Below are 20,703 nucleotides of genomic sequence, written 5' to 3'. Positions count from 1 at the left end.
CGGTCGTGGCAAGCGATGCATCGCGGGTCTTCACAGGGATCGAACTTGGCTACCATTGATCCGGGCCGGTCTCCACCGCCCCGTCTCGTTGGGCTTGCGCTATCTCCGATGCGTCCATTCCGAGAACATCGCACATGACTTCGGTGCTGTGCTCACCGATACAGGGCGCGGCAAAGCGTGTCGTCTGCGGCTCGCCTTGGATGTGAAACGGGTACGCGGCGTACCACGCCTCTCCGTGCAAGGTGTGCCGGTGCGTATGGAAGAATCGACGATGCCGGTACTGCGGATCGTCTTTGAGATCGTCGGTGCCCTGCACCACACCACAGGGGACCCCTGCTTTCTGCAGCCGATCCATCACCTCCCGAGCGGGCAGCTCGCGGGTCCAACCGGTGAGATGGCGGTCTATCTCGTCGTGACGTTGCTGGCGGCCCGCGGCCGTCACGAGGCCGGGCTCGGCCGACCATGGTGGATCGCCCAGCACTTCACGCAAACATCGCCACTGCTCGTCGGTGTCGATGGCGATGGCACACCACGCGGGCTCGCCATGGCAGGGATAGATCCCCTGCGGGGCGTGGAGCAGATGCCTATTACCAAGCCGAGTGAACGTGGTTTTGTTGGTTTGATGCGCGAGGAGCTCGGGGGCGAGAAAATGCAGGGCGGCCTCGAGCTGGCTCGCATCCAGGTACTGCCCTTCCCCCGTACGACGCTGATGATCGATGGCCGCCATCAGAGCGCAGGCCCCGAACATCGGTGCAATGACATCGGTGTGGGCGAAGTAGGGCCCATCCGGCGGCAGGTCCGGCCAGCCCGTGAGCTCGTAAAACCCGGCGATTGAGGCAGCTTGATTACCCCAGCCGCCGATATGCGCGCCGCAGCCGGTCTGGCCCATGAGGGTGCTGCTCAGCATCACCGCACGCGGGTTGATCGCTTGCACCGTGTCGTAGCCAAGCCCAAGCCTGTCCATGGTGCCGGGGCTGAAGTTCTCCACCACCACATCGGCCCAGGCGATCAAGCGGCGGGCCAGTGCCGCCCCGCCCTCGGTTTTGAGATTTAACGCAATGCTGCGTTTACCGGTGTTCCATTGCGCCCATGCATGCGATCGATCTGCTCCCTCGATGTCATCCAGGTAGGGCGGCAACCAACGCAGCACATCGGGACGCGAGAACGACTCGATGCGAATCACCTCGGCGCCCTGATCGGCGAGAATCTTGGTAATCGTGGGTCCCGCCACCGCCCAGGTGAAGTCGGCAATCCGAACGCCATGGAAAGGCAGACGCGCGCGGGCTCCCTGCCTTCTCTCAGCGACGATGGGTGACGACTGGCAGATCGTTTCCGCATGCTCCCCAATGCGCGGGGCTGGGCAATGCTGGCTGAACGCAAACCGACTGGAGCGCACAAATGGACCCGGCGCGCGCGCCTCGTGAGCCTCGCCGAGAGACTGAGTTATCCAATACTCGCGCTCCGCCAGATGGTGAAATCCGAGCAGCTCGCGCGGTCCATTGAGGGGCGCGGTCCTAACCCCGCGCTCTATGTAGGCCTGCATCAGCTCTTCGCGATCGTAACGCGCAACCAGCTCGGCCCCTTTCTCGAGCAACAACGCCAGAGGGAAGTTCTCCTGGCCTTCCCGCGGGCTCTCGAGCGGCGACGCAAAGTCCTTTTCTCGACAAGACGCATCGAGCAGCTCTTCTTCCACCAGCCAATTGATTAACGGGGCCATCTCCGAGCTGCCGGGCGAGAGAGTGACGTAGCCGTCACGGCAGGGGAAAATAGATTGATACGTTACCCCAGCGTGCGCAAAAGATGACCCGATGCGCTCGCGCCGGGGTAACCCGTGCGCGGCCGCGGCTAGCTGATCCATCATGGTCCAGGTCATCGCTTCCTGGGCCGACACGTCGACATGTTGCGCGCCGGAGCCGTGGGCGACCGCGGCCAGCGCGATCATCGCCGCCGTCGCCCCCCAGGCGCCGGCATGACGCCAGCTCTGCGGGGCCGACACTCGTACCGGAGCCCGGCTGGGAGTTCCCTGCACCGAAACGCTGCCGCTCATCGCGGCAATGGTGAGATCGGATGCGGCGTGGCCCGCGTGCGGGCCGTCGACACCAAATGCACTGATTCGCACCAGGACAATGTCCGGATTCCACTCCCTCAACGTATCGAAGCCGATACCGTGCCGCGCGAGCTCGCCGTCAGGGAAGCTCTCGAAAATGACATGGGCGCTCTTTACGAGCGAGATTAGTGAACCTCGGTCCCGGGGCTCAGACAGCGTCAGCGCAACAGAACGTTTGTTCCGGTTGTAAGCAATGAACTGGATGCTTTCACCCGCACGCGCGCCCTTGCCAACTACCAGTCCGCCGCGGCGCGCGGCACTCCCTTTGGGAGGCTCGATGCGAATTACGTCGGCCCCGAGATCGCCCAGAACCATGCCGGCGAGCTCGCCACGCTCGTCGGTAAAATCGAGCACCCGGTAAGGCGTCAGCACTTTCTACCTCGACTGGACAAGACTTTAGCGCACTTTAGATGACAATCTGGGTCCTGCTCAATCGTGTACGCCCGGCTACAATTGGTCACAAAATGGTAAGACGTCGGACGTCTGTGTAGACCAAGGTAAGGTGATCAGGTGCACCTGTACCACCGCGGTGCACAGGATGAGCTACAGGTCATAGCGCTTTGGGCGCCCGTGGAGTAGTATCGCGGCGAGCTAATAGAAGGCTGCCTGGAGGTTCACCAATTGGACCCGCTCGTGAAACAGTCTGCGGAAACCGATACACCGTCACCGTCAGTTTATGTCCCCACCCTGCAGCTCACCGAGGGCCAACCTCCGCCCATTGCCGCTAACGGCGGTTTGTCCTTCATGGCGTTTGATCAAAACGGCGATGGCGGAACGACGGCGGCGATCGAGGAGGGTTTGAGTCAGGCGGCCGAGGGCGCGGCGCAACGGTTGATAGAGAGCATCAGCAACGCACCGCCGGGCCCAATTGCAACTCAGTACGGCGAGGGTTTTCGCACCTACGACGAGTGTGTGGCGCACATTCGGACAAACAACATGAACGCGTCCGAGGGCGGTCTTGTCATGCCGTTTCGTTACACGGTATTCGAGCAGCCCACCTTTAGCCTGGTTTCGTCACACGCCGCGTGGCGGGACCCGGCGCGCGCTGCCGAGGTGCAGGCACTGTCCGAGGACGAAGATAACTACGAACGGCAATGCCTCTACTTCCCGCAGGTGGTGCGCGACGCGAGGCGTATCGAGGACTATCACCCGGGGCTGTCGCCTTACGGCGCTGAGTCGATGGACAAGCTCGGCGTGTCGTTGGCGCACTGCGAGTCCAAATGTAACAACTTCTACGACGCGGCCGAGGTGCGGTGCGTTTTCTACCCGGAAATGGAGCAGCTGCTACTCGACTTCTTCCCCGGTGCCACCGATGCCCTCGTTTTCAACCACGACGTGTTCGACAGTGCGTACGGCAGTGACCGAGTGGCGGTAGAGGATCAAGACAACAAAGATCCGGGGGTCACGACCGAATACATCAATCTGGTGCACAACGACCTGAACGACAACAGCGGCCGGGTGCGCTGCCGCGAGCTATTGACGCGCAACCTGCGCAATTTCGGCCGTGAACAGCACTACACGGAGGCGCAAGCCGACGAAAAAATGTCGCGGCGATTCATGTCGCTCAATCTGGCCAAGCCAATGGAGACGGTGCAGCAGTGGCCGTTTGTTCTCTGTGCCTGGCCTTCGTTCGCCGACCAGCCTTACATCACCGACTACCGCATCTACGACGACCGGGTGGGCGAAACCACGCGGTTCACCTATCGGGCCGAGCACGAGTGGTATTGGTTGCCCCAGCAGACCCCAACCGAGGTTTCAATGCTCAAGTGTTATGACTCGGTGACCGACGGGTCGGTTTCGCGCTGGTCCTTCCACACCGCGGCCAAGGATCCCACAGCGCCCGATGATGCGCCGTGTCGTAAGAACGTGATAGTTCGGGCCTACGTCTTCTTCTGACCCGGAACCGAGCTTACTCTCACGCGTGAGATCGGACTCACGGATCGCGCGTACCCAACTCGTTGGCCAGGTGGAAGATCTTGTTGTCATCCGCCCCGATGTCCTCAAGGAAGGTTTCGGGGTAGGTCATGCACGGCAGGCCGTCATCGACGTTGAGCCACGAGAGTTTGCTTTCAACCCCCGTGTGGGCCTCGGCCGGAATCGACTCCGGATCGTCATGGGTTGTCACCGAAATCGCATACCACCCGCTCCACGCCGGAGGGTGGTAGCGGATCACGACTGATGTGCCGCAGTTGGGGCAAAACCCTCTGTCCGCTATATCCGAGGAGGCATACCATCGAATCTCGCCCGTCAGCTTGACCGCGTCGCGTGGGTATAGCGTGGTGGCGGAGAATGCGCTGCCAGTCGCGCGCTGACACATGCGGCAGTGACAAATGAAAGCACCGGTGAGACGTCGGCAGGCTTCGAATCGAACGGCGCCGCATTGACAGCCACCGGTTGCAGATTTGCTGCCTTCTTCCATGACCCGCTCCCAAAAAAGAATTGACCAAGCTTAGACGCTGTCCGCCAATCATACCCTAAGGCTAGAGCCTGGCGGCGTTCTGCCGCGCATACTTCCTCTTTCTGACCATCCGGTTCAGGAGGGTTTGGTGGCGTGGAAGTAGGCCGGACAAAGCTCACCGCTCCCGGAAATCCGGGCTATATCTGTCCACAAGTTGATGAAGTCATCGACTACCTCCTCGCCGAACCGCTCGCAGAGCTCATCCCTGGAGTCCTCGCGAAGCTTGCGGCATTCCTCCTTGACCTCTTCACGGTACCAGTCGGCGTCATCGGTGAGCTCGACGTCGATAAAACCGGCCTCGCGTAAGAGCTCGCCGTGGTGCTCGAGCGGCATCAGGAAGACCTTATCCCCGACCACCGACGCGAAGTCCTCGCTTTGCTCGACCTCACGCGACATCCAGTCGTAACAAGCAATCAGACCGCCCGGTTTAAGCACCCGATAACACTCCTTGATCATGGAGAGCTTGTCTTCGGTGTACATCAGGGCACCGCCGTTGTTCATGGTGATGTCGAAAGAGCTGTCGGCAAAACCAAACGGCCCAGGTTCCACCAGATGAAACTCGGCGCGACCCGCGAGCCCGCGCTCCTTAGCCCGTCGTCGGGCGCCCTCTACCATTAAGGGCTCGGCGTCGATGCCGACCAGCTCCACGCCACGTTCCTCGACCAGCTTGAGACCGGGGCCACCGCCCCCGCAACCGATGTCCAGCAGCCGTTTTCCTTTGATTTCGCGATCACCAAAAAGCATCGCCCGGTTTCTCTCGCCACCGGGCGACATGAACCCATCTCCCCAGAGGTGACCAAAAATGCCCGGCGCCGAGCCTTGGTAAATGGGCATGTGCTGTTTCCTTTGTGATGAAGTGGAATGGAACCGATTGTACCACCCCCAAAGTGGCGATTGGCGCGGTGTTTTAGGTGGTATGTTTTCCAAGTACGTGTTGATTATTGTTGTTATTCATCCAGAAATAGGAATCGTTCGACGGATGCTCCCTCCGCCATAACCGGTCACCTCCTTTCCATAATGCAGGTCATGGCGCCATGGTTGCCGCGCCCGGCGATCGAAGGATCTGAAACCCGACGTAGTCCGCTGCGGACATGGGCGTGATGAGCTGCTCCTCGTTAAGCAGCAGGTTCAGCAATCCAAGGAGCTGTGCACACGCTTCATCGCGTGTGATGCCGTCGGTATCCAGGGCGCAACGCAGCCAGATTCCGTGGGATTGCATGCACAGCATGCGCGCCGCCGGACGCACTTGGTCCGGTGGCATAAGCGTCCGGAGATGGCCTGATCAGCCCCACCTGAGTGGTCCGATTTGAATGTTAGTGCATGACTGGCCTTTGTCCCATCAGGACGATGGTCTCAGGTGTCGGTGGGCGGTAGCCCAATGCACTGTGGGGTCGCTTGGTATTGTAGTGTTTCCTCCAGCTTTCGATGATGATCTGGGCTTCCTTCAGCGAGTAGAAGATCTCACCATTTAGGAGCTCATCCCTGAGCCGCGCATTGAAGCTTTCGCAGTATCCGTGCTGAATTACTTCCCTGTTCGGTCGAAAAAATTCTCTGTTCCGATACGCAGGGAATTTGCCTCTAAGCGGTTGAAAACACTGCGGTAACAGCGGAGAGAAGCCCAGAAAACACCAGAAATTGCAAAATTTCCCTGTACTTTCCCTGCTAACCGGGAAATCCCAGCGGAGACGGGTTCGCAGCAGACTGCCCGCACCGCCAGTCTCCATAATGCAGGTTACGGGTCGCATGTGAGATAGGGTGCAACTCAGGTGCGCTCTCTCATACCTCCGCGCTGATCGCCTCCGACGCCAGACATTCGACACCGCCCGAACCGAGCAGCGCTGCTCAGCTTGTGCTGGACGGATCGCGGTTGTTCGAGCCGGCCCTCGCTCCGGTTCCCCGCAATCGCGCGACTTTGCTGAGAAGGTCGAACCAGAAAGGCGCGCCGAGGCTGATCGCAGCGATCGTGATGGCCCATCCGAGAACCGTCTTTAGCCATGCCACCCAATCCTCGGGTAGCCCGTACCACCCGATGGGAAAGTCATTCAGGTCTTGAGAGACATTCGGCATCTCGTCGGTTGATGCGGCAGCTTCTGTAAGCGTTACCGCTTGCGCCGCCAGCTGCGAGCGCAGGATGTCATTGCGCCAAAGCTCCTCGACGAAGTGGATGGAGCTGGCGTTGGTCGCGATCGTAACGGCCGCGGCGATAACAAAAATGATGACCTTGACGCGCCGCGCATACCAACCCGACATCCGCGACATGCCTTCGTCAAACCATGAGGCCAGGCGGTCTTTGAGGGTGTTGGCCGCATCTTCGCCTTCCGTCAGCCAAGTATCCAAGATCTCTTTGAGAGGATGATCATCGCTGATCTTTCCGACAATACCTCGCACGTCGTCCGCCGTGCAGGTGACATACGACTTCGACGCATTGTCCCGCGCAATCAGCTCGAGGAGTACGGTACTCAGCGTCTTCGGATCAATATAGGATGGCAGCTTGCCAGCCTTGGCCAGGTTCGCAATCAACGGATGGCGGTAGACGCGCTGGGTGTATTGATCACCGATCAGCCGTTTGATCCCTGCGTTCAGGTTTTTGGAGCGGAGGCCCAGCATGCTGGCTATCCATTCCTGAACAGAGGAGGCGACGAGACTCAACACGATGTAGAAAAGGATCGTCGCCAACGCGATGTCAATTGCGGGATGGTCTAACATTCGGGTCTCCATCGTTCACGAGACAAACATTAGGTGACTTGCTTTTCGCACTTTGCTTCTGCGATCACAAACCGCCTGTCTGGGCGCGATGCGACGCACGAAACACGATTCCCGCTAAGGGTCGGTGCTTTCTTGGCGCTCTTGGATCAAGGTCTCCACGTGGGCGAGGTCGTCTCTTAGGTCTTCAGCGTGCGCGTTCGTGCTCTCCGTCTCGGGGTAGATCGTCAGGGCCGCCTCATAGGCCGCCTTTGCTTCAATGAGGTACGCCGTACCGTCGTCGCGCTCACCCAGCAAAAGCAGCGCGTTGCCAAGATTGCTTTGGGCCATGGCCCAATAGCGTGGTGCGCGCTCTCTGGTCCACTCTTCCAACGTCGCCTGGAATGCGGTAACGGCCTGCTCCAAATGTTGGGTCTCGCCTTCCGCGAGGCTTAAGCGCACGAGTGCCGAACCTAAGCTGTTCTGTCCTGCCGCCCAATAAAACGGGACGCGTTCGCGAGTCCATTCTTCCAGGGTTGCCCGAAAGGCTGTCACCGCGGCCTCGGCATCTTCTGCATCACCGCTTCGGTCAGCCAAACGCATCAGGGCGTTGCCTAGGTTGTTTTGACTCATGGCCCAATCAAGTGGCACGTCATCGCGTGTTCTTTCTTCAAGCGCTGCGCGGTGGGCATCGACAGCAAGCTCGAAGCTCTCGGTGTCCATCTCGCGTTCGCCCAGGCGCATGAGGGTGTTGCCCAGATTGTTCTGCGTTTCCGCCCAGTCCAGCGGCGCGCGCTCGCGCGTGCGCTCTTCAAGCGCTGCATGCAGCGCTGTCACCGCCTCTTCGAAGTGTTCGGTTCCGGTGCTGCGCCCGCCCAGTGCCGTCAGTGCGTTCCCCAGATTGTTCTGGGCCATCGCCCAGTCGAGCGGCAGGCGCTCACGCGGTAGCTCCTCCAGCGCTGCCCGGTAAGCAGCAACGGCCTGTTCCAGGAGTTCGGGATCGGTTTGCCACTCGCCAAGGGTCGCCAGGACGTTGCCCAGGTTGCTTTGGGTCATCGCCCAGTCGAGCGGCGCGTTATCGCGCGACCATTCCTGCAGCGCCGCGCGATAGGCTCGGGCTGCTTCTTCAAGGGAAACGAGGTCGTTTTCGCGGCGCCCGATCATGGCGAGCGCGGTGGCAAGGTTGTTCTGGGTTATGGCCCAGGCATGTGGAACATCGGCGCGGCTGCGCTCCTCCAGCGCCACACGGAAGGCCATCACCGCCATCTCCAGGCTGTCGGTATCCGCCTGGCGTTCACCCATCCACATCAGGGCGACGCCCAGATTGTTCTGGGTAGACGCCCAGTCGAGTGCGTCACTGTCGCGGGACTGTTCTTCCAGTGCGGCACGGAAGGCGGCAACGGCTTGCTCGAGCCGGGTCGTGTCAACCTGACGTTCACCCAACGCTGTGAGGGCGTTGCCCAGACTGTTCTGCGTCTTCGCCCAGTCAGATGGCGTTCGCTCGCGGCTGAAGTGATCGAGTGCTGCGCCGCAGGCGGCAATCGCGTTATCCAGTGATGCGTTGTCGGCAAAGTCCTCGCCGTGGTAACGCCAGTTCAGACAGGCTTGGACAAGGTCGGAGCCGCGCTGGTCGAGGTCGTCGGCCGGCAACAGCTGTTCGGCTTCCTGGTAGTGGCGGGCCGCTTCGGCGTATTGCAGACGGGCTGACTCGATCTTTGCCTGTTCGCGCGCAAGGGCTGCCTCCTCGCGTTGCTGACCGGCCAGCACCTGAGCCACCGCCTCGCGCTTTTGACGTACGAGCGCGCGGGCTTCTTCCAGCTTGGCCACGGCAAGGTCATAGTTCGGTGCATTCTCCAATGCCGATGCCGCCTCGTCGCGCAGACGTTGGACGTCGGGATCGGAGACACGAAACCGGCTTACTTCTTCCAGTAGCTGAACGTGTTGTTCTGCGATCGCAGCGAACCGATCGGCGAGTTGTTCCGGCTCGACGGGCTGCTCGTTCAGGATCTCAAGAAACGTGGCGACGGCTTCTGCCTGAAACTGGCTGTTGGCGGGAACGATGGCCGCCAGTTGTGTCAACAGCTCATCGCGGTCGCCGGCCTCAGGCGATGCGGCGAGCTCGACCAATTGGACGACTTGCTCGTGCGGCATGCCGCAGATGATGTTGATCGTGCTCTCGGTGACGTCTTGACTGACGCTGGAGCAGTTCGCCTGCAATCTGTCCCCTATAATCTGCGAGGTGGCAGGCGCGGACGGCAAAATCATTGCCAGCGCGATGACGCAAGCTGCCAGTGCGCCGTTGTGCGTCACTCACAATCTCCTGTGACGGTTGCGTCGACATTGATCTGGCTTCCCGAGACGTCGCCGGTGACAACCGAACCTTGAATGCAGTCGTTACGGGAAAAGAAGGCGGCGTAAGCGAGGAGGGCAAGCCCAATGACGGCCAAGGCCAGAGCCGGCTTTGACAGCGACGCCTGTTGGATCGTAACGCTGTCGCCGATGTGGACGTTGCCGCTTGGCGTTGTGCTGCTACTGGTGCCTGCGGCTTTGCGGCTGTTCTGTCGATCGCGCCTTTCAAGATAGAATTTGACGACTGCCCACATGCCGCCTGCCGCGGTCGCGATGGCGCCGAAAATCCAGCTCAGCAGTTCTTTGTTGTCGGCCAGCCATTCCACGATGTCTAAACCTTCCGCGTCATGCCGCGAGCAAGGTCCCGGCATTGTCGCGTATGCCTTCTGCCACCCGATCCGCCAGCGACATGACGGTCATGTAGGGGTTGACCTCGGAGGAGCCGGGAAAAAGGCTCGAATCAGCGCAGAACAACCATGGGATGTCGTGCACCTGGCCCCATCCATTGGTCACGGAATCGGAGGAGTCGCGACCCATGCGGCAACCGCCCATCATGTGGGCGCTGGAGATGGGTATCTTGCCCATGCGTAGCTCGCGCATGGTCACGAGTTCGTCGATCTTGTCCTGCATCGACGCTTCAATCACCGGTATCGATGCTCCGGGTACATGAACGCGCGCCGCGCCGGCGGCGAAGAAAATTCGGGCCGCGACGCGTTGTGCGCTGACGAAGGCCTTCTTAACATCGTCGGTGAAGGTGTAGTCGACCTGCGGGTTGCCATCGTCGTCGACTGTGATTCTGTTCTCCGGGATCGCCTTGTCGCTTGCCAACACCAGGATCATCTGCAGGCGTGTAAAGTCCGCAAGGAAGGCGGAATGCTCAGGCCCGAAGGAAGCGATGTTCTTGGCGGTCGTGAACGGGAAGTACATGCAGGTTTCGAGAAGGTAGTGTTCCGACTTCTCGAAATCGTCGCAGTAGTAGGTCTTTGGAAAGCCGTAGAAATTGGTGATCGGCTTGTCGTGCTGTGCCACCAGGGTGAGCGCCGGGTGGCACGTGAAAAAGCGTCCCAGCGCCGGAAAGCTCACCGGCAAGTTGGAGCGCTGCATCAGCGCTGACGAGTTGACCGCGCCACCGCAGACGATCACCACTTTGGCGCGGATCAGATAACGGCCCGGCGCCCAGCTGGGCGGCTCGCCAAGGGGCAGGGTCTTAACCTCGGCTTCAACGCAACGCTCACCGATCTTCTCGACCCGACAATGGGTAACGACCTCGACACCCTGTTGTTCGGCCTGGGGCAGCTGAACGCGGTTCGTGCCTTGTTTGGCTTGGTTGGGGCATCCCATGTTGCAGGCGCCTGAACCCAGGCAGCCTTTGATGTTGACTGGGAACTTGCGCGCGTTCAGGCCGAGCTTGTCGCAGCCTATGCGGAACAGTTCGTTGTTCTCGTTGATCAGGTTGTCGTCGAGGATGTGGACGTTGTTTTCCTGTTTGTACTTCTGCGTGCGCGCGATGATGTCAGCATAGGTAAGGCCGGGGACCGCCCAACGCTCAGCGACATGTTCCGGCAGTTCGATCGAGGTGCCGGTGTAGACCATCGTCGAGCCGCCGTAACCGCGTCCGAAGGCACAGGTCATCTCGCGACCTTCGGTCAACAGACCACCGGATTCGAAATAGAGCTTGTTGGCCATTTGCAGCTCGCGGCCCGTGAACTCCTCGTCACGGAACTTCGGACCCCACTCAAGAACGGCGATCGTCTTACCTTCGCCGCACAGGGCACTCAGCTCTCGCGCAACCGTCCCGCCACCGGCGCCCGAGCCGATGATGATGATGTCGTAGTCTTTCTCGATCATGGCTGCGCCGCTTTCTCTTGTAATAACAGCTCGTTGCCATGGCGCAGATCCGGGTCGTACTTGACCTTCTTTGCGATCGCCAACTGGCCGTAGTAACCCATGAAGATCAGTGTCTTCAGGCCCCAGAATCCGGCGCGGAGCAGTTTGATCGGCGCGTTCTCGAAGCGCAGCAGGATCCAGGTCTGCGCCGAGGCGGGAATGCGTTCGAAGGGTCGGAAGAAAACCGGTGCCGGCAACCAGCGAAGCACAAGGAGAAAGAGCCGCACCTGGAGCCGCTCCATGTTGGAACGGCGTAACAGCATAAGCCGAATGATCATCCGGAAGCGCTTCTGACCACGCTTGTCCAGGTCGGCCACACCCGGCGCGACAGTTTGGCCCAGGTGCAGCAGAAAACGCGCCTGGCGTTCGCTGAAGACTTTCGGGTTATCAGCCATTCGTCGCCCCCTTGCCGCTGCCGTCGGGACGCCAAAGCTCGTCGTGCCGGCGATGGGCCTCCGTCAATCCATCCTTGAAATAGGTCTCGTAATAGGGGACTTCCGGATAGTGAACCTGCAACCACACGCCGGGCACGTGGATCGCCTCGCAATGGGCGGGAAAGCGTCCATGGGTGTCGTAGATGTAGTTGCAGACGTCGCGCACGCAGTTGATGACGTCGTCGCTGTAGGAGTTTGCCTCCTCAAGATAACGGTCGCCGAAGTCGTCCTTGTAGATCTTCTGGAACGTGTCGCGGTCGTTGTAGACGCCGCCGGGACCAAACTTCCCGGCGATCACGGCATCGACGGCGTCCGCCATAGACGGGTAGTTGGGCGGACACTTGGCCCGTATCAGGAAACTGCCGTCGTGTTTGAGCGCAACCGCGTGGGAGCGCAGGTTCGCGAAACGCGGCAAGGGGACGTGCCAGCGAAGCAGATCCAGCACGCGCCAGCGCGGCACGACATGTTCGAAACCCAGCATCGGGCCATAGCGCGGGCTGAACTTTGGATCGCCGGTCAAGACCGGTGGGCTGATCGTCGCGTGGATCCAGGCACCCAACCCCATGGCATCGGCGACCAGGAACAGGTTCTGCAGCAGCAGGTCGGCCTCGATCTGGGTTCGCAGTGTACCGATGGCGCCAAGCGGCACCTTGAGATCCTTGTTCAAGAAGCCGTTCTCGACCCAGCGTTTGACGCCTGCGTTGCGATAGAAAAAACGATCGTCGACCAGGGTCGGGCGGGCACCGTCCGGTTGGGTCAGCAAGTACATCAACCCGTTGATGTACTGGTGTGAGAGATCGACCACGGGCATCAGAATGGTCGTGCCCGGTAGGTTCGAAAGAAAACGGTTGGAGTCGAGATAGGCGGGGAAAGCGCGGTCGCCCTCCGCGACATCGATCCGCTTGTCGATCAACTGCACCTTGGCTTCGTTGGCGCGCGCGATCAGCGTGTCGGGGTCGAAGGGATCGCCATCGGCCGGCGGCAGGTTTTTGAGAAAGTAGGTGCCGCTGTCGTTGATCAGGAAGAAGTGCGTTCCCTGAGCGTTGTCGGGGCTGCCCGCGGTACGCCCGGCCATCGTCAGGTTGGGCTTGGCCATCACGGGATCGCCTGTGTTGGGATCGGAGAACGGGCGATCCGGCATGGTGAGCCCGGTACAGCCCGTGGCGGCGATCAGGACAGCCTCTTCGAGTGCGTCGAGCGGCACCGGTGGCGAGGCGGATTCGTAGGTCATGGAGCCCGCAGCGATCTTCTTGATGCCGCGGGGAACGCGGTGTGTGCGTCGCTGCCACATGGTCTCGAGCAGGGGTCTAGCGAGAAGTGCGTCGAGGCCGGCATGACCGGTTGTGTTCATGCTCATGACTTGTCGTCCTCGTCGTCGTCACCGCCGAGCCTTCCGCGAACGCCTTCCCAGATCCCCGCCAGAATGCCTTCCGGCGTCGTGCTGTAGTTGGGTAGAGCAAAGCGGGTGATCGCGGCGTCGATCACGGTCGGCCTGCCGGACGCGAGCGCGAGCTTGAAGGCTTCTTCGAACTCTTCGAGCGACTCCGCGCGGTAACCCTCCGCGCCGCAGGCCTTGGCGTAGGCGGCATAGTCGGGATTGTCGAAGTCGGTCAGACCGCACTCGCGAAACGCGGCGATCTGATAAAGCTTGATCAGCTTGAACTCACCGTCATTGAAGATGATCCAGATGACCGGGATGTCGTACTGGACGGCAGTGAGAAGCTCGAAACCCGACATCAAATAGCAACCGTCGCCGCAGCCGACGATGACGGTCCTGTCGGGTTCGGCGATCTTGACACCGAGCGCCCCGTTGGTGTTGCCAGCCATCGGTCCGTACATGCCGGGCTTGCGGAAGTTCTGTCCGTCGCGCAGCTCAAGGTAGTAGCCGAGCCAGGCGAGGTGAGCGCCGGCATCGGCAAGCACGACGGCGTTGTCGGGCATCAGCTTAGAGACACTCTGCGCCAGCTCGCCGGGGTGCAGCCGCCGTAGAACGGCGATAATCGTCTCCTCGTCGTAGTCCTGGGTGTCGAACTCCATGGTCGGCATGGGGTCGAGGGTATCGGACATCTTGTCGTAGAGCGCCTCGACCGCCAGCTTGGCGTCGCCGACGATGGCGTGGTCGGACTTGTAGACCTTGTCGATCTCGACCGGGTCGATGTTGATGTGGATCAGCGTCTTGCCGTCGAACAGGCCCTCGCGGAAGTCGAAGGTCGCGTGCTGGGCAAGCGAGTTGCCGATGGCCAGAATGACATCGGCCTCAAGAAAGGTGTCCCAGGCACTCTTGTGGCCGCTGTCGCAGAACACGCCGACGGCCAGGGGGTGCTCCTCGGGCACGATGCCTTTGCCGTCGAGCGTCGTCAGCAGCGGGATCTGGTAGCGCTCCAGCAGACGGCGCAACGGTTCACCGGCGCGGCTGCGTATCGCGCCAAATCCAACCAAGGCCGCGATGCGCTTGCCGTCTTCGAGCGCCCGGACCAGAACGTCGGCGACCTCGGCCACACGCGCCGTTTCAGGCACGACCGGATTGATGTCGAGCCGGATATCGCGGTGGTTCTCGACCTCCATGCCGGATGCCGTCAGGTCCTCTGCGACGGCGATGTGGACGGGGCCGGGGCGGCCCTCGAACGCGATGTTGACCGCCTCCTCAAGCATGTCCGAGGTCTCGGCGATATCCTTCAGCAAGTAGGACTTCTTGGTCGTCGCCGCCATCATGGCTTGGGAGTCCGGTGTTCTGTTGAGCCCGGAGGTCTCATTGAGCCCACCCATGCCGCTCCATTCGATCGACGAATAGCCGGTGATCGCCAGAACCGGATAGGAGTCGGTCAGCGCCACCGACAAACCGGAGATCAGGTTGAACGCCCCCGGACCGGCCGTCGCAAAGCAAACGCCCAGATTGTCCGTGAACATGGCATAGCCGCAGGCCATGAAGGCGGCCGCCTGTTCGTTCTTGGTGATCATGCCGCGGATCTTCTTTGAATTGTCCAGCGCCACCATCATGCCGGCGGCATTCTCACCAGCGCCGCCGAACACGGCGTCGACACCCAGGTGTTCCAGGTTCTTGACGATCGATTCGTAAACTCGCATCCGGCCCCTCCTTATCGCTCGGACGGTAACGCGCGCCATGGCGCAAAGGCGCTTTGGTCGCTCGGCACGACCGACGCCAACTCGGGAAAATTGCGCAGGATGATGCTGGTCATCCCATTCTCCAGCACCCAAGCGATGCCGAGCGGTGAATAGATTTCAGGCCGGAAGTCGACGTTCAGAAAGCGGTCGCTCTGCAGACGCCGCGTCGCCATCAGAATGAAGATCCGGAACGCGGTGTCGCTGAAGCCAAACCCGGACGGCGGGTTTTCCGCCAACAGGCCGACCATGGCATCGACGTGGTCGATCGACTTATAGACATCGCGCAGCTGGCGCACCGACTCGCCGTCTGCGGTGATGTCTTCCCATCGTTTGATGCGCGGCTTGTGTAGGCCCTCACGGAACGCGTTGTAGCGCGGAATGCCGCGTGTTCTCTCCCGCATGATATCGACGACGGACAAGTCGACCGTCTCGCCGTTCTCGCGCACAAAGTTCTGCAGCGCGCGGGGATAGTTGTGCAGCGTGATTGCACCAGGATGCGCAATGCCCAGGGAGTAGATGACATTGCCGAGTTCGAGGCGGCGCAGGACGTCGTCAGTCTTCGCCCCCTGTATGTCATCGAAGCTGCCGGCTTCGACGAACGACCCATCGGTTCGATTGTAGAAGCGATAGTCGTCGGGTAGCAGCGGATGCATGCGGTAGACGGTCGTGAAGTCCTCTGTCAGCGAATAGGGCGCGGTGTGGTGGTCGGGCTGGGTTTCGGGGATCCCCTTCAGCGCATGAACATCCGTGAGCCACAGGCCAAACTGGGTTAACGGATCCTTCGGCGCGCCGTACCAATTCGACTTGAGGCCGATGTCGATCACCTCGGTGGCGAGGATCGCCGGCGTCCACTCGACGGTGTGGATCTTTGCGATCAGGGCCGCGACGACGAGACGCGCCGTGTTGAAAACCCTGTCGTCGCTCCAATAGGGATACTCGTCCCGCAGCGCATCGCAGATGGCGTTGTGCTCGCGTGCAAACAGGGTGTGGAGGGCGCTCAGACCCAGCCACCACGCTTGATTGAAGCCGGTCAGCTCGAAGCTGTTGGCGTCGAGAGGTAGATAACCGTCATCCAGGCGAAGCTTGGGACCCTCGCGCAGCGTCTGTATCAGTTTGTCGTCTGTGCCGTAGACCTCCGAGGCATCCCACCAGTGGGACACCATGTTGGTGAACACCGGCGCATCGCGTCCCGCGGCGGGGTCGGCTTCGGCAAGCGCGTCGTCGCCGGCAATGCGCATTTCGGATTCCCACGGTCCATCCTTGACGTTCTGCCAGGTCATGCCGTCAGGTAGGGAGACCCGTATATCGTTTTCGCCCAGACGGTGGCGTTTGTGCTGTACCCAGTCGTGGACCTGGAACTGGATCCAGGCGGCAGCCAACACGTTCAGGGTTGTCGCCGGGACGAAGTTCTCGCGGCGCAGCAGTGTCTGACTGACGGTTACCGGGTTGGGCTCGTCGATCAGGTCAGGCAGATAGGCCGCCTTGATGTTGCGGCCGAAGGTGGCGCCGACAGCGCCCATCCGTGGCGCGGATTGATCATTGTGACTGCCGTCGAACATCCGGCGCGTACGGACCTCTTCGGGAACCGCGCCTGGTGGCGAGGGATCGGCTTGCGGTGGCGCCTCGCGCGGCGCGGTATCGATTAGGTTTTTCTGACGCAGTTCGTGGCGGAGCAGCGACAGGTTCAGCAACGCCATCATCACCGGCAGTCTGTGCCACTCCCAGCGCCGGTTGATCAGCTTGAAGATCGCAGACGTTACGCGCGTGGCGATGCGGTTGCGCAGCGGCGGATCCTCGTGGAAACGCAGGCCGCCTCGATGCGCCGCGCTTGCCTGGTAAACCGCCTTGCGAGCGCGGTTGATATGGCCGAGCGGTCTGAAGTCATCGGTCGTGTGCCACGGATTGAAGTTGATCTGCTCAACGGCGCGCACGGTCTCCGCTGCTTCGGCCGAGCGCGTGTCCTGGCGCGGGATGACCAGTGTAGCAACGACGATCGCCGGTGAGTCGCTCAACTTCCACTCACCGGCGGCATCCTCAACTGGGGTCTTCTTCTCGTCGACGTACCGCTGGATACAGAACTCGTAGTCCACATCGTCACCGGCGAGACGCTCGGCAAACTCGCGGCTGAGGAAATTGGGATCGTCGCCGGGCGCTGTCACCGCCGATGCGGCACCGCGTGCGGGACGAACGAAATAGCGCACTGGGCCGGCGCTGCCCCACAACATGGCGCCGCGGCTCCAGAAGCTCTCCAGCGCGAGGCTCAGAACTTTGCGCCTGGCGCCGGCCAGCACGTTACGGAACATGCGCACGGTTTCGCCGGGCCCGACCGCCGCCATCAACTTGATGATACCGGCCACTCGATTACCCGCCACGGCGTTGGCGAAGGCAACAAACTGATCGGCGTCGCGGGCGTGCGACACCGGAAAGTTGGTCATCAGGAGGTCATGAATCTCATCGTCGGAGACCACGACGCGCACGGCCATACCACGAAGATCACGGCTCTTATCAGCCTGGTGAATGCCGCTCGCGTTGGACAGACGGACGGTCGCCGGGTACGCGGCACCTGGACGCATGAAACCCTGCTGCAGGTCTTCTGGAAGATTATCAGCGACGAGGAAACGAGCGTTGGTGACCGCCAGGATGGGCTTGGCGTGAAACGTTCGATCTATGCTTAACGCCGAGCTCTTTTTCTTAAGCTTGACCTGGACACGCATGATGTCCTCTGCAAGCTTTTCGAAGCTGGCGCGCTCAGCCTCAGCCGAGCCACCGTGGAAATGTTCCCACTGCGTACTGTTCTGCATCGGACCCACCACAAGGGCGCTCGACCGATAACTGACAGGTAATTCCCCAAGTAACGAAAATCGTACCTCCGTTTCATCGTGAATGGAACTGCATCTCTTCCAGACGTTCTTGTTGGCCGAAATTCGACACTTGGAACGGAAGTCTTGGCAGACGGGTTTTCTACCCACCTCAGCTGAGTTGGACAGGCGGGACGTCACGGGATGTCCCACCTCTCCGATCGGCCCCTGACGCCGCCTCTTGCCGGGACGGGGGCATCGGGTAAGGATCGACGACCCAGAAATTGATCGGGCGACGGTCCGGCGGCGCATAGAGAGGCATTCATGAATACAGACGCGATTCCATCCAACGCTCGCGCGGTCATTGTCGGCGGTGGTGTCATAGGCTGCTCGGTGGCCTATCACCTGGCCAAGCTTGGCTGGGAGGACGTCGTTCTGCTTGAGCGCAAGCAGGTGAGCAGTGGCACCACCTGGCATGCCGCCGGTTTGGTCACGACCCTTCGCGATACCGAGGCGCAGACCCGTCTGGCGCAGTACTCGCTGAAACTCTATAGCGAGCTGGAGGCCGAAACCGAGCAGGCGACCGGTTTCATCCGCTGCGGCTCAATCCAACTTGCCATGACCGAGGATAAGGCCGAGGAGATGCGGCGCGGCTGCGCGATGGCGCGGACGTTTGATGTCGAGAACCACGAGATCTCGCCGGCGGAGATCAAGGAGAAGTTTCCGCTCGCCCAGGTCGACGATCTCGTGTGCGGCTTCTGGTTCCCGGAGGATGGCCGGGTCAACCCCGCCGACGTCGCCCAAGCGCTGGCCAAGGGCGCGCGTCAGCGCGGCGTGCGTATCTTCGAGGACACGAGGGTCACGGGCCTGATCAAGGAGAACGGCCGCGCGGTCGGCGTCAACACCGAGAAGGGTGACGTGCGCGCCGAGGTCGTCGTGTTGTGTCCGGGGATGTGGGGCCGCGAGGTCGGGCTGATGGCCGGTATCGATCTGCCCTTGCAGGCGGCCGAGCACTATTACCTGATTTCCGAGCCGATCGAGGGCCTGCACAACATGCTGCCAATCCTGCGCGATCCCGGACGCAGCATCTACGCGCGCGAGGAGGCGGGCAAAATCATGCTCGGCATCTTCGAGCCTGACGCCGCGCCCTGGGGCGTTGACGGTATTCCCGAGAGTTTCTGTTTCGACGAGATCCAGCCCGATTGGGAGCGCATGGAGTCGCATATCGAGCGCGGCATGCAGCGTTTGCCGATCCTGTTTGAGACCGGCATCCGCCAGTTCTTCTGCGGCCCCGAATCGTTCACGCCGGACCACAATTATCTGATGGGCCGCGCGCCTTACATCGACAACCTCTACGTCGCCTGCGGCTTCAACTCGCTCGGCATCCTGTCGGGCGGCGGCGCAGGTTACGTGATGTCGCATTGGATCAACGACGGCGTGCAGCCCTACGACATCTGGGATGTCGACGTCCGCCGCGTCCTGCCGTCCGACAACAACAAATCCTTCGTCGTCGATCGCATCGTCGAATCGCTTGGCATCGCCTACCAGATGCACTGGCCGAACCGGCAGTGGGAGACCGGGCGCGACGTCAAACGCTCCATCCTGCACGACCGCATGGCAGCGGCCGGCGCCTGTTTCGGCGCCGGGGCCGGCTGGGAGCGGCCGAACTGGTTCGCGCGTGAGGGGCAGGAGCCGGTCTATGACTATGATTTCGGCCGCCAGAACTGGTTCGACAACAATGCCGAAGAGCACCGCGCCGTGCGCGAGGCGGTCGGTGTCTTCGAACAGTCGTCGTTTGCCAAGATCCTGGTCCAGGGCCGCGATGCGGAAACCGTGCTGAACCGGGTCGCCACCGCCGACATGGCGATGCCCGTGGGCAATGTGGCCTACACCCAGTTCCTGAACGCGCGCGGCGGTGTCGAGGCTGACCTCACCATCACGCGGCTTGCCGACGACACGTTCATGGTGGTGACGGCGGCGTTCACGGCGACCCATGTGAAGGCCTGGATCCACGAGAACATCGGCGACGACGCATTCTGCGTGATCACCGACGTCACCGGCGCTTATGCCATGCTGAACGTGCAGGGTCCCAACGCGCGCGCCCTGCTGTCCGAGATCTCTAGCGCCGACTACTCGAACGAGGCGTTTCCCTTCGCCACCATGCAGCAGGTCGAAATCGGCTACCAGAACGCCATGGCGATCCGCATCTCCTATACCGGCGAACTCGGCTGGGAGCTCTACGTGCCGACGGAGATGGCGTTGCCGGTCTATGACCGTTTGGTCGAGGCGGGCGTCGCGCACGGGCTGAAGCACTGCGGCTATCACACGCTCAACAGCTTGCGCATCGAAAAGGCGTATCGCGAATGGGCCCACGACATCGGGCCGCTGGATTCACTGATCGATGCCGGTCTCGCCTTCACCTGCGCCTGGGATAAGCCCGGCGGTTTCATCGGCCGCGAGGCGCTGCTCGAGCAGCGCGACGCCGGGGTGCCGCGGCGGCGTCTGGTGCAGTTCCTGCTCGACGACCCCGAGCCCATGCTGACCCACAACGAACCGATCCTGCGCGATGGCGAGCGGGCCGGCTATACGCTGTCGTCGGGTTACGCCCACACGCTGGGCGGATGCGCGGCGATGGGCTTTCTCAGCTGCGAGGATGGCGTCACGGCGGACTACGTCGATGCCGGCAGTTATCGCATCGAGCAGGCCGACCGCGTCTATGACGCGCGCGCCTCGCTGACGCCGATGTACGATCCCAAGAACGCCCGGATACGCTGCTGAGACCTGCCGCCGGCGCTCTTATCGCAAAACCGGCTTTTGAGAAGGGAGTGGGCTGGAACCGGTTCTGACCAAGTGGTCGACGGCCTG

At 61.5% G+C, this 20,703-nt stretch carries 14 protein-coding genes and 1 pseudogene; 2 read left to right on the top strand and 13 right to left on the bottom strand.

The annotated features are described in order from the left end of the window. Positions 1–49: 49 nt before the first annotated feature. Positions 50–2,479 (bottom strand): CoA transferase, encoded by a 2,430-nt coding sequence (locus AAF563_06945; protein MEM7120993.1) that lies wholly within the window; start codon positions 2,477–2,479, stop codon positions 50–52. A 249-nt stretch (positions 2,480–2,728) separates the two neighbouring features. Between AAF563_06945 and AAF563_06940 the strand changes: the two genes are divergently transcribed. Then, positions 2,729–4,003, top strand: coding sequence for a CmcJ/NvfI family oxidoreductase (locus AAF563_06940; protein MEM7120992.1), 1,275 nt, complete (start codon positions 2,729–2,731; stop codon positions 4,001–4,003). A 37-nt stretch (positions 4,004–4,040) separates the two neighbouring features. On the opposite strand, the gene AAF563_06935 is transcribed toward AAF563_06940, so the two are convergent. The 12 genes and pseudogenes from AAF563_06935 to AAF563_06880 all read right to left on the bottom strand — a co-directional run bounded on the left by AAF563_06935 (position 4,041) and on the right by AAF563_06880 (position 17,841). After that, a complete protein-coding gene (locus AAF563_06935; GenBank protein MEM7120991.1) occupies positions 4,041–4,526 on the bottom strand; it encodes a GFA family protein in 486 nt (161 codons plus the stop codon). Between the two features lie 114 nt (positions 4,527–4,640). Further along, positions 4,641–5,339, bottom strand: a complete 699-nt coding sequence (locus tag AAF563_06930; GenBank protein ID MEM7120990.1) for a methyltransferase domain-containing protein — start codon at positions 5,337–5,339, stop codon at positions 4,641–4,643. A gap of 250 nt (positions 5,340–5,589) precedes the next feature. After that, positions 5,590–5,826: a hypothetical protein gene (locus tag AAF563_06925; GenBank protein MEM7120989.1), complete on the bottom strand. Its 237-nt coding sequence runs from the start codon at positions 5,824–5,826 to the stop codon at positions 5,590–5,592. 52 nt (positions 5,827–5,878) lie between these two features. Next, positions 5,879–6,085: pseudogene (locus AAF563_06920) on the bottom strand (transposase). Between the two features lie 322 nt (positions 6,086–6,407). Further along, positions 6,408–7,271 (bottom strand): hypothetical protein, encoded by an 864-nt coding sequence (locus AAF563_06915; protein MEM7120988.1) that lies wholly within the window; start codon positions 7,269–7,271, stop codon positions 6,408–6,410. A 114-nt stretch (positions 7,272–7,385) separates the two neighbouring features. Continuing rightward, entirely contained in the window at positions 7,386–9,557 is a 2,172-nt protein-coding gene (locus AAF563_06910) for a tetratricopeptide repeat protein (GenBank protein ID MEM7120987.1), read from the bottom strand. Continuing rightward, the gene (locus tag AAF563_06905) at positions 9,554–9,922 is read right to left on the bottom strand and encodes a hypothetical protein (GenBank protein MEM7120986.1); all 369 of its coding nucleotides are present in this window, start codon (positions 9,920–9,922) and stop codon (positions 9,554–9,556) included. Before AAF563_06905 ends, AAF563_06910 begins: the two co-directional genes overlap by 4 nt. Before the next feature lie 19 nt (positions 9,923–9,941). Then, positions 9,942–11,444 (bottom strand): GMC family oxidoreductase, encoded by a 1,503-nt coding sequence (locus AAF563_06900; protein ID MEM7120985.1) that lies wholly within the window; start codon positions 11,442–11,444, stop codon positions 9,942–9,944. Further along, positions 11,441–11,878, bottom strand: a complete 438-nt coding sequence (locus AAF563_06895; GenBank protein ID MEM7120984.1) for a hypothetical protein — start codon at positions 11,876–11,878, stop codon at positions 11,441–11,443. The genes AAF563_06900 and AAF563_06895 overlap by 4 nt, the downstream gene beginning before the upstream one ends. Continuing rightward, the gene (locus tag AAF563_06890) at positions 11,871–13,274 is read right to left on the bottom strand and encodes a hypothetical protein (protein ID MEM7120983.1); all 1,404 of its coding nucleotides are present in this window, start codon (positions 13,272–13,274) and stop codon (positions 11,871–11,873) included. The genes AAF563_06895 and AAF563_06890 overlap by 8 nt, the downstream gene beginning before the upstream one ends. After that, positions 13,271–15,001, bottom strand: a complete 1,731-nt coding sequence (locus AAF563_06885) for a thiamine pyrophosphate-binding protein (GenBank protein ID MEM7120982.1) — start codon at positions 14,999–15,001, stop codon at positions 13,271–13,273. Before AAF563_06885 ends, AAF563_06890 begins: the two co-directional genes overlap by 4 nt. Before the next feature lie 11 nt (positions 15,002–15,012). After that, positions 15,013–17,841: a peroxidase family protein gene (locus AAF563_06880; protein MEM7120981.1), complete on the bottom strand. Its 2,829-nt coding sequence runs from the start codon at positions 17,839–17,841 to the stop codon at positions 15,013–15,015. Positions 17,842–18,162: 321 nt separating this feature from the next. Here AAF563_06880 and AAF563_06875 point away from each other — a divergent pair, with 321 nt between their 5' ends. After that, positions 18,163–20,616 carry an FAD-dependent oxidoreductase gene (locus AAF563_06875; protein MEM7120980.1) on the top strand — a complete coding sequence of 818 codons (2,454 nt, stop codon included), beginning with the start codon at positions 18,163–18,165 and terminating at the stop codon, positions 20,614–20,616. Positions 20,617–20,703: the final 87 nt, after the last annotated feature.

The sequence above is a fragment of the Pseudomonadota bacterium genome (assembly GCA_039028155.1).
In the GTDB taxonomy this organism is placed as follows: domain Bacteria; phylum Pseudomonadota; class Alphaproteobacteria; order SP197; family SP197; genus JANQGO01.
Note: the sequence above shows the minus strand (reverse complement) of the source record. Positions and strands in the feature narration are given on the sequence as shown.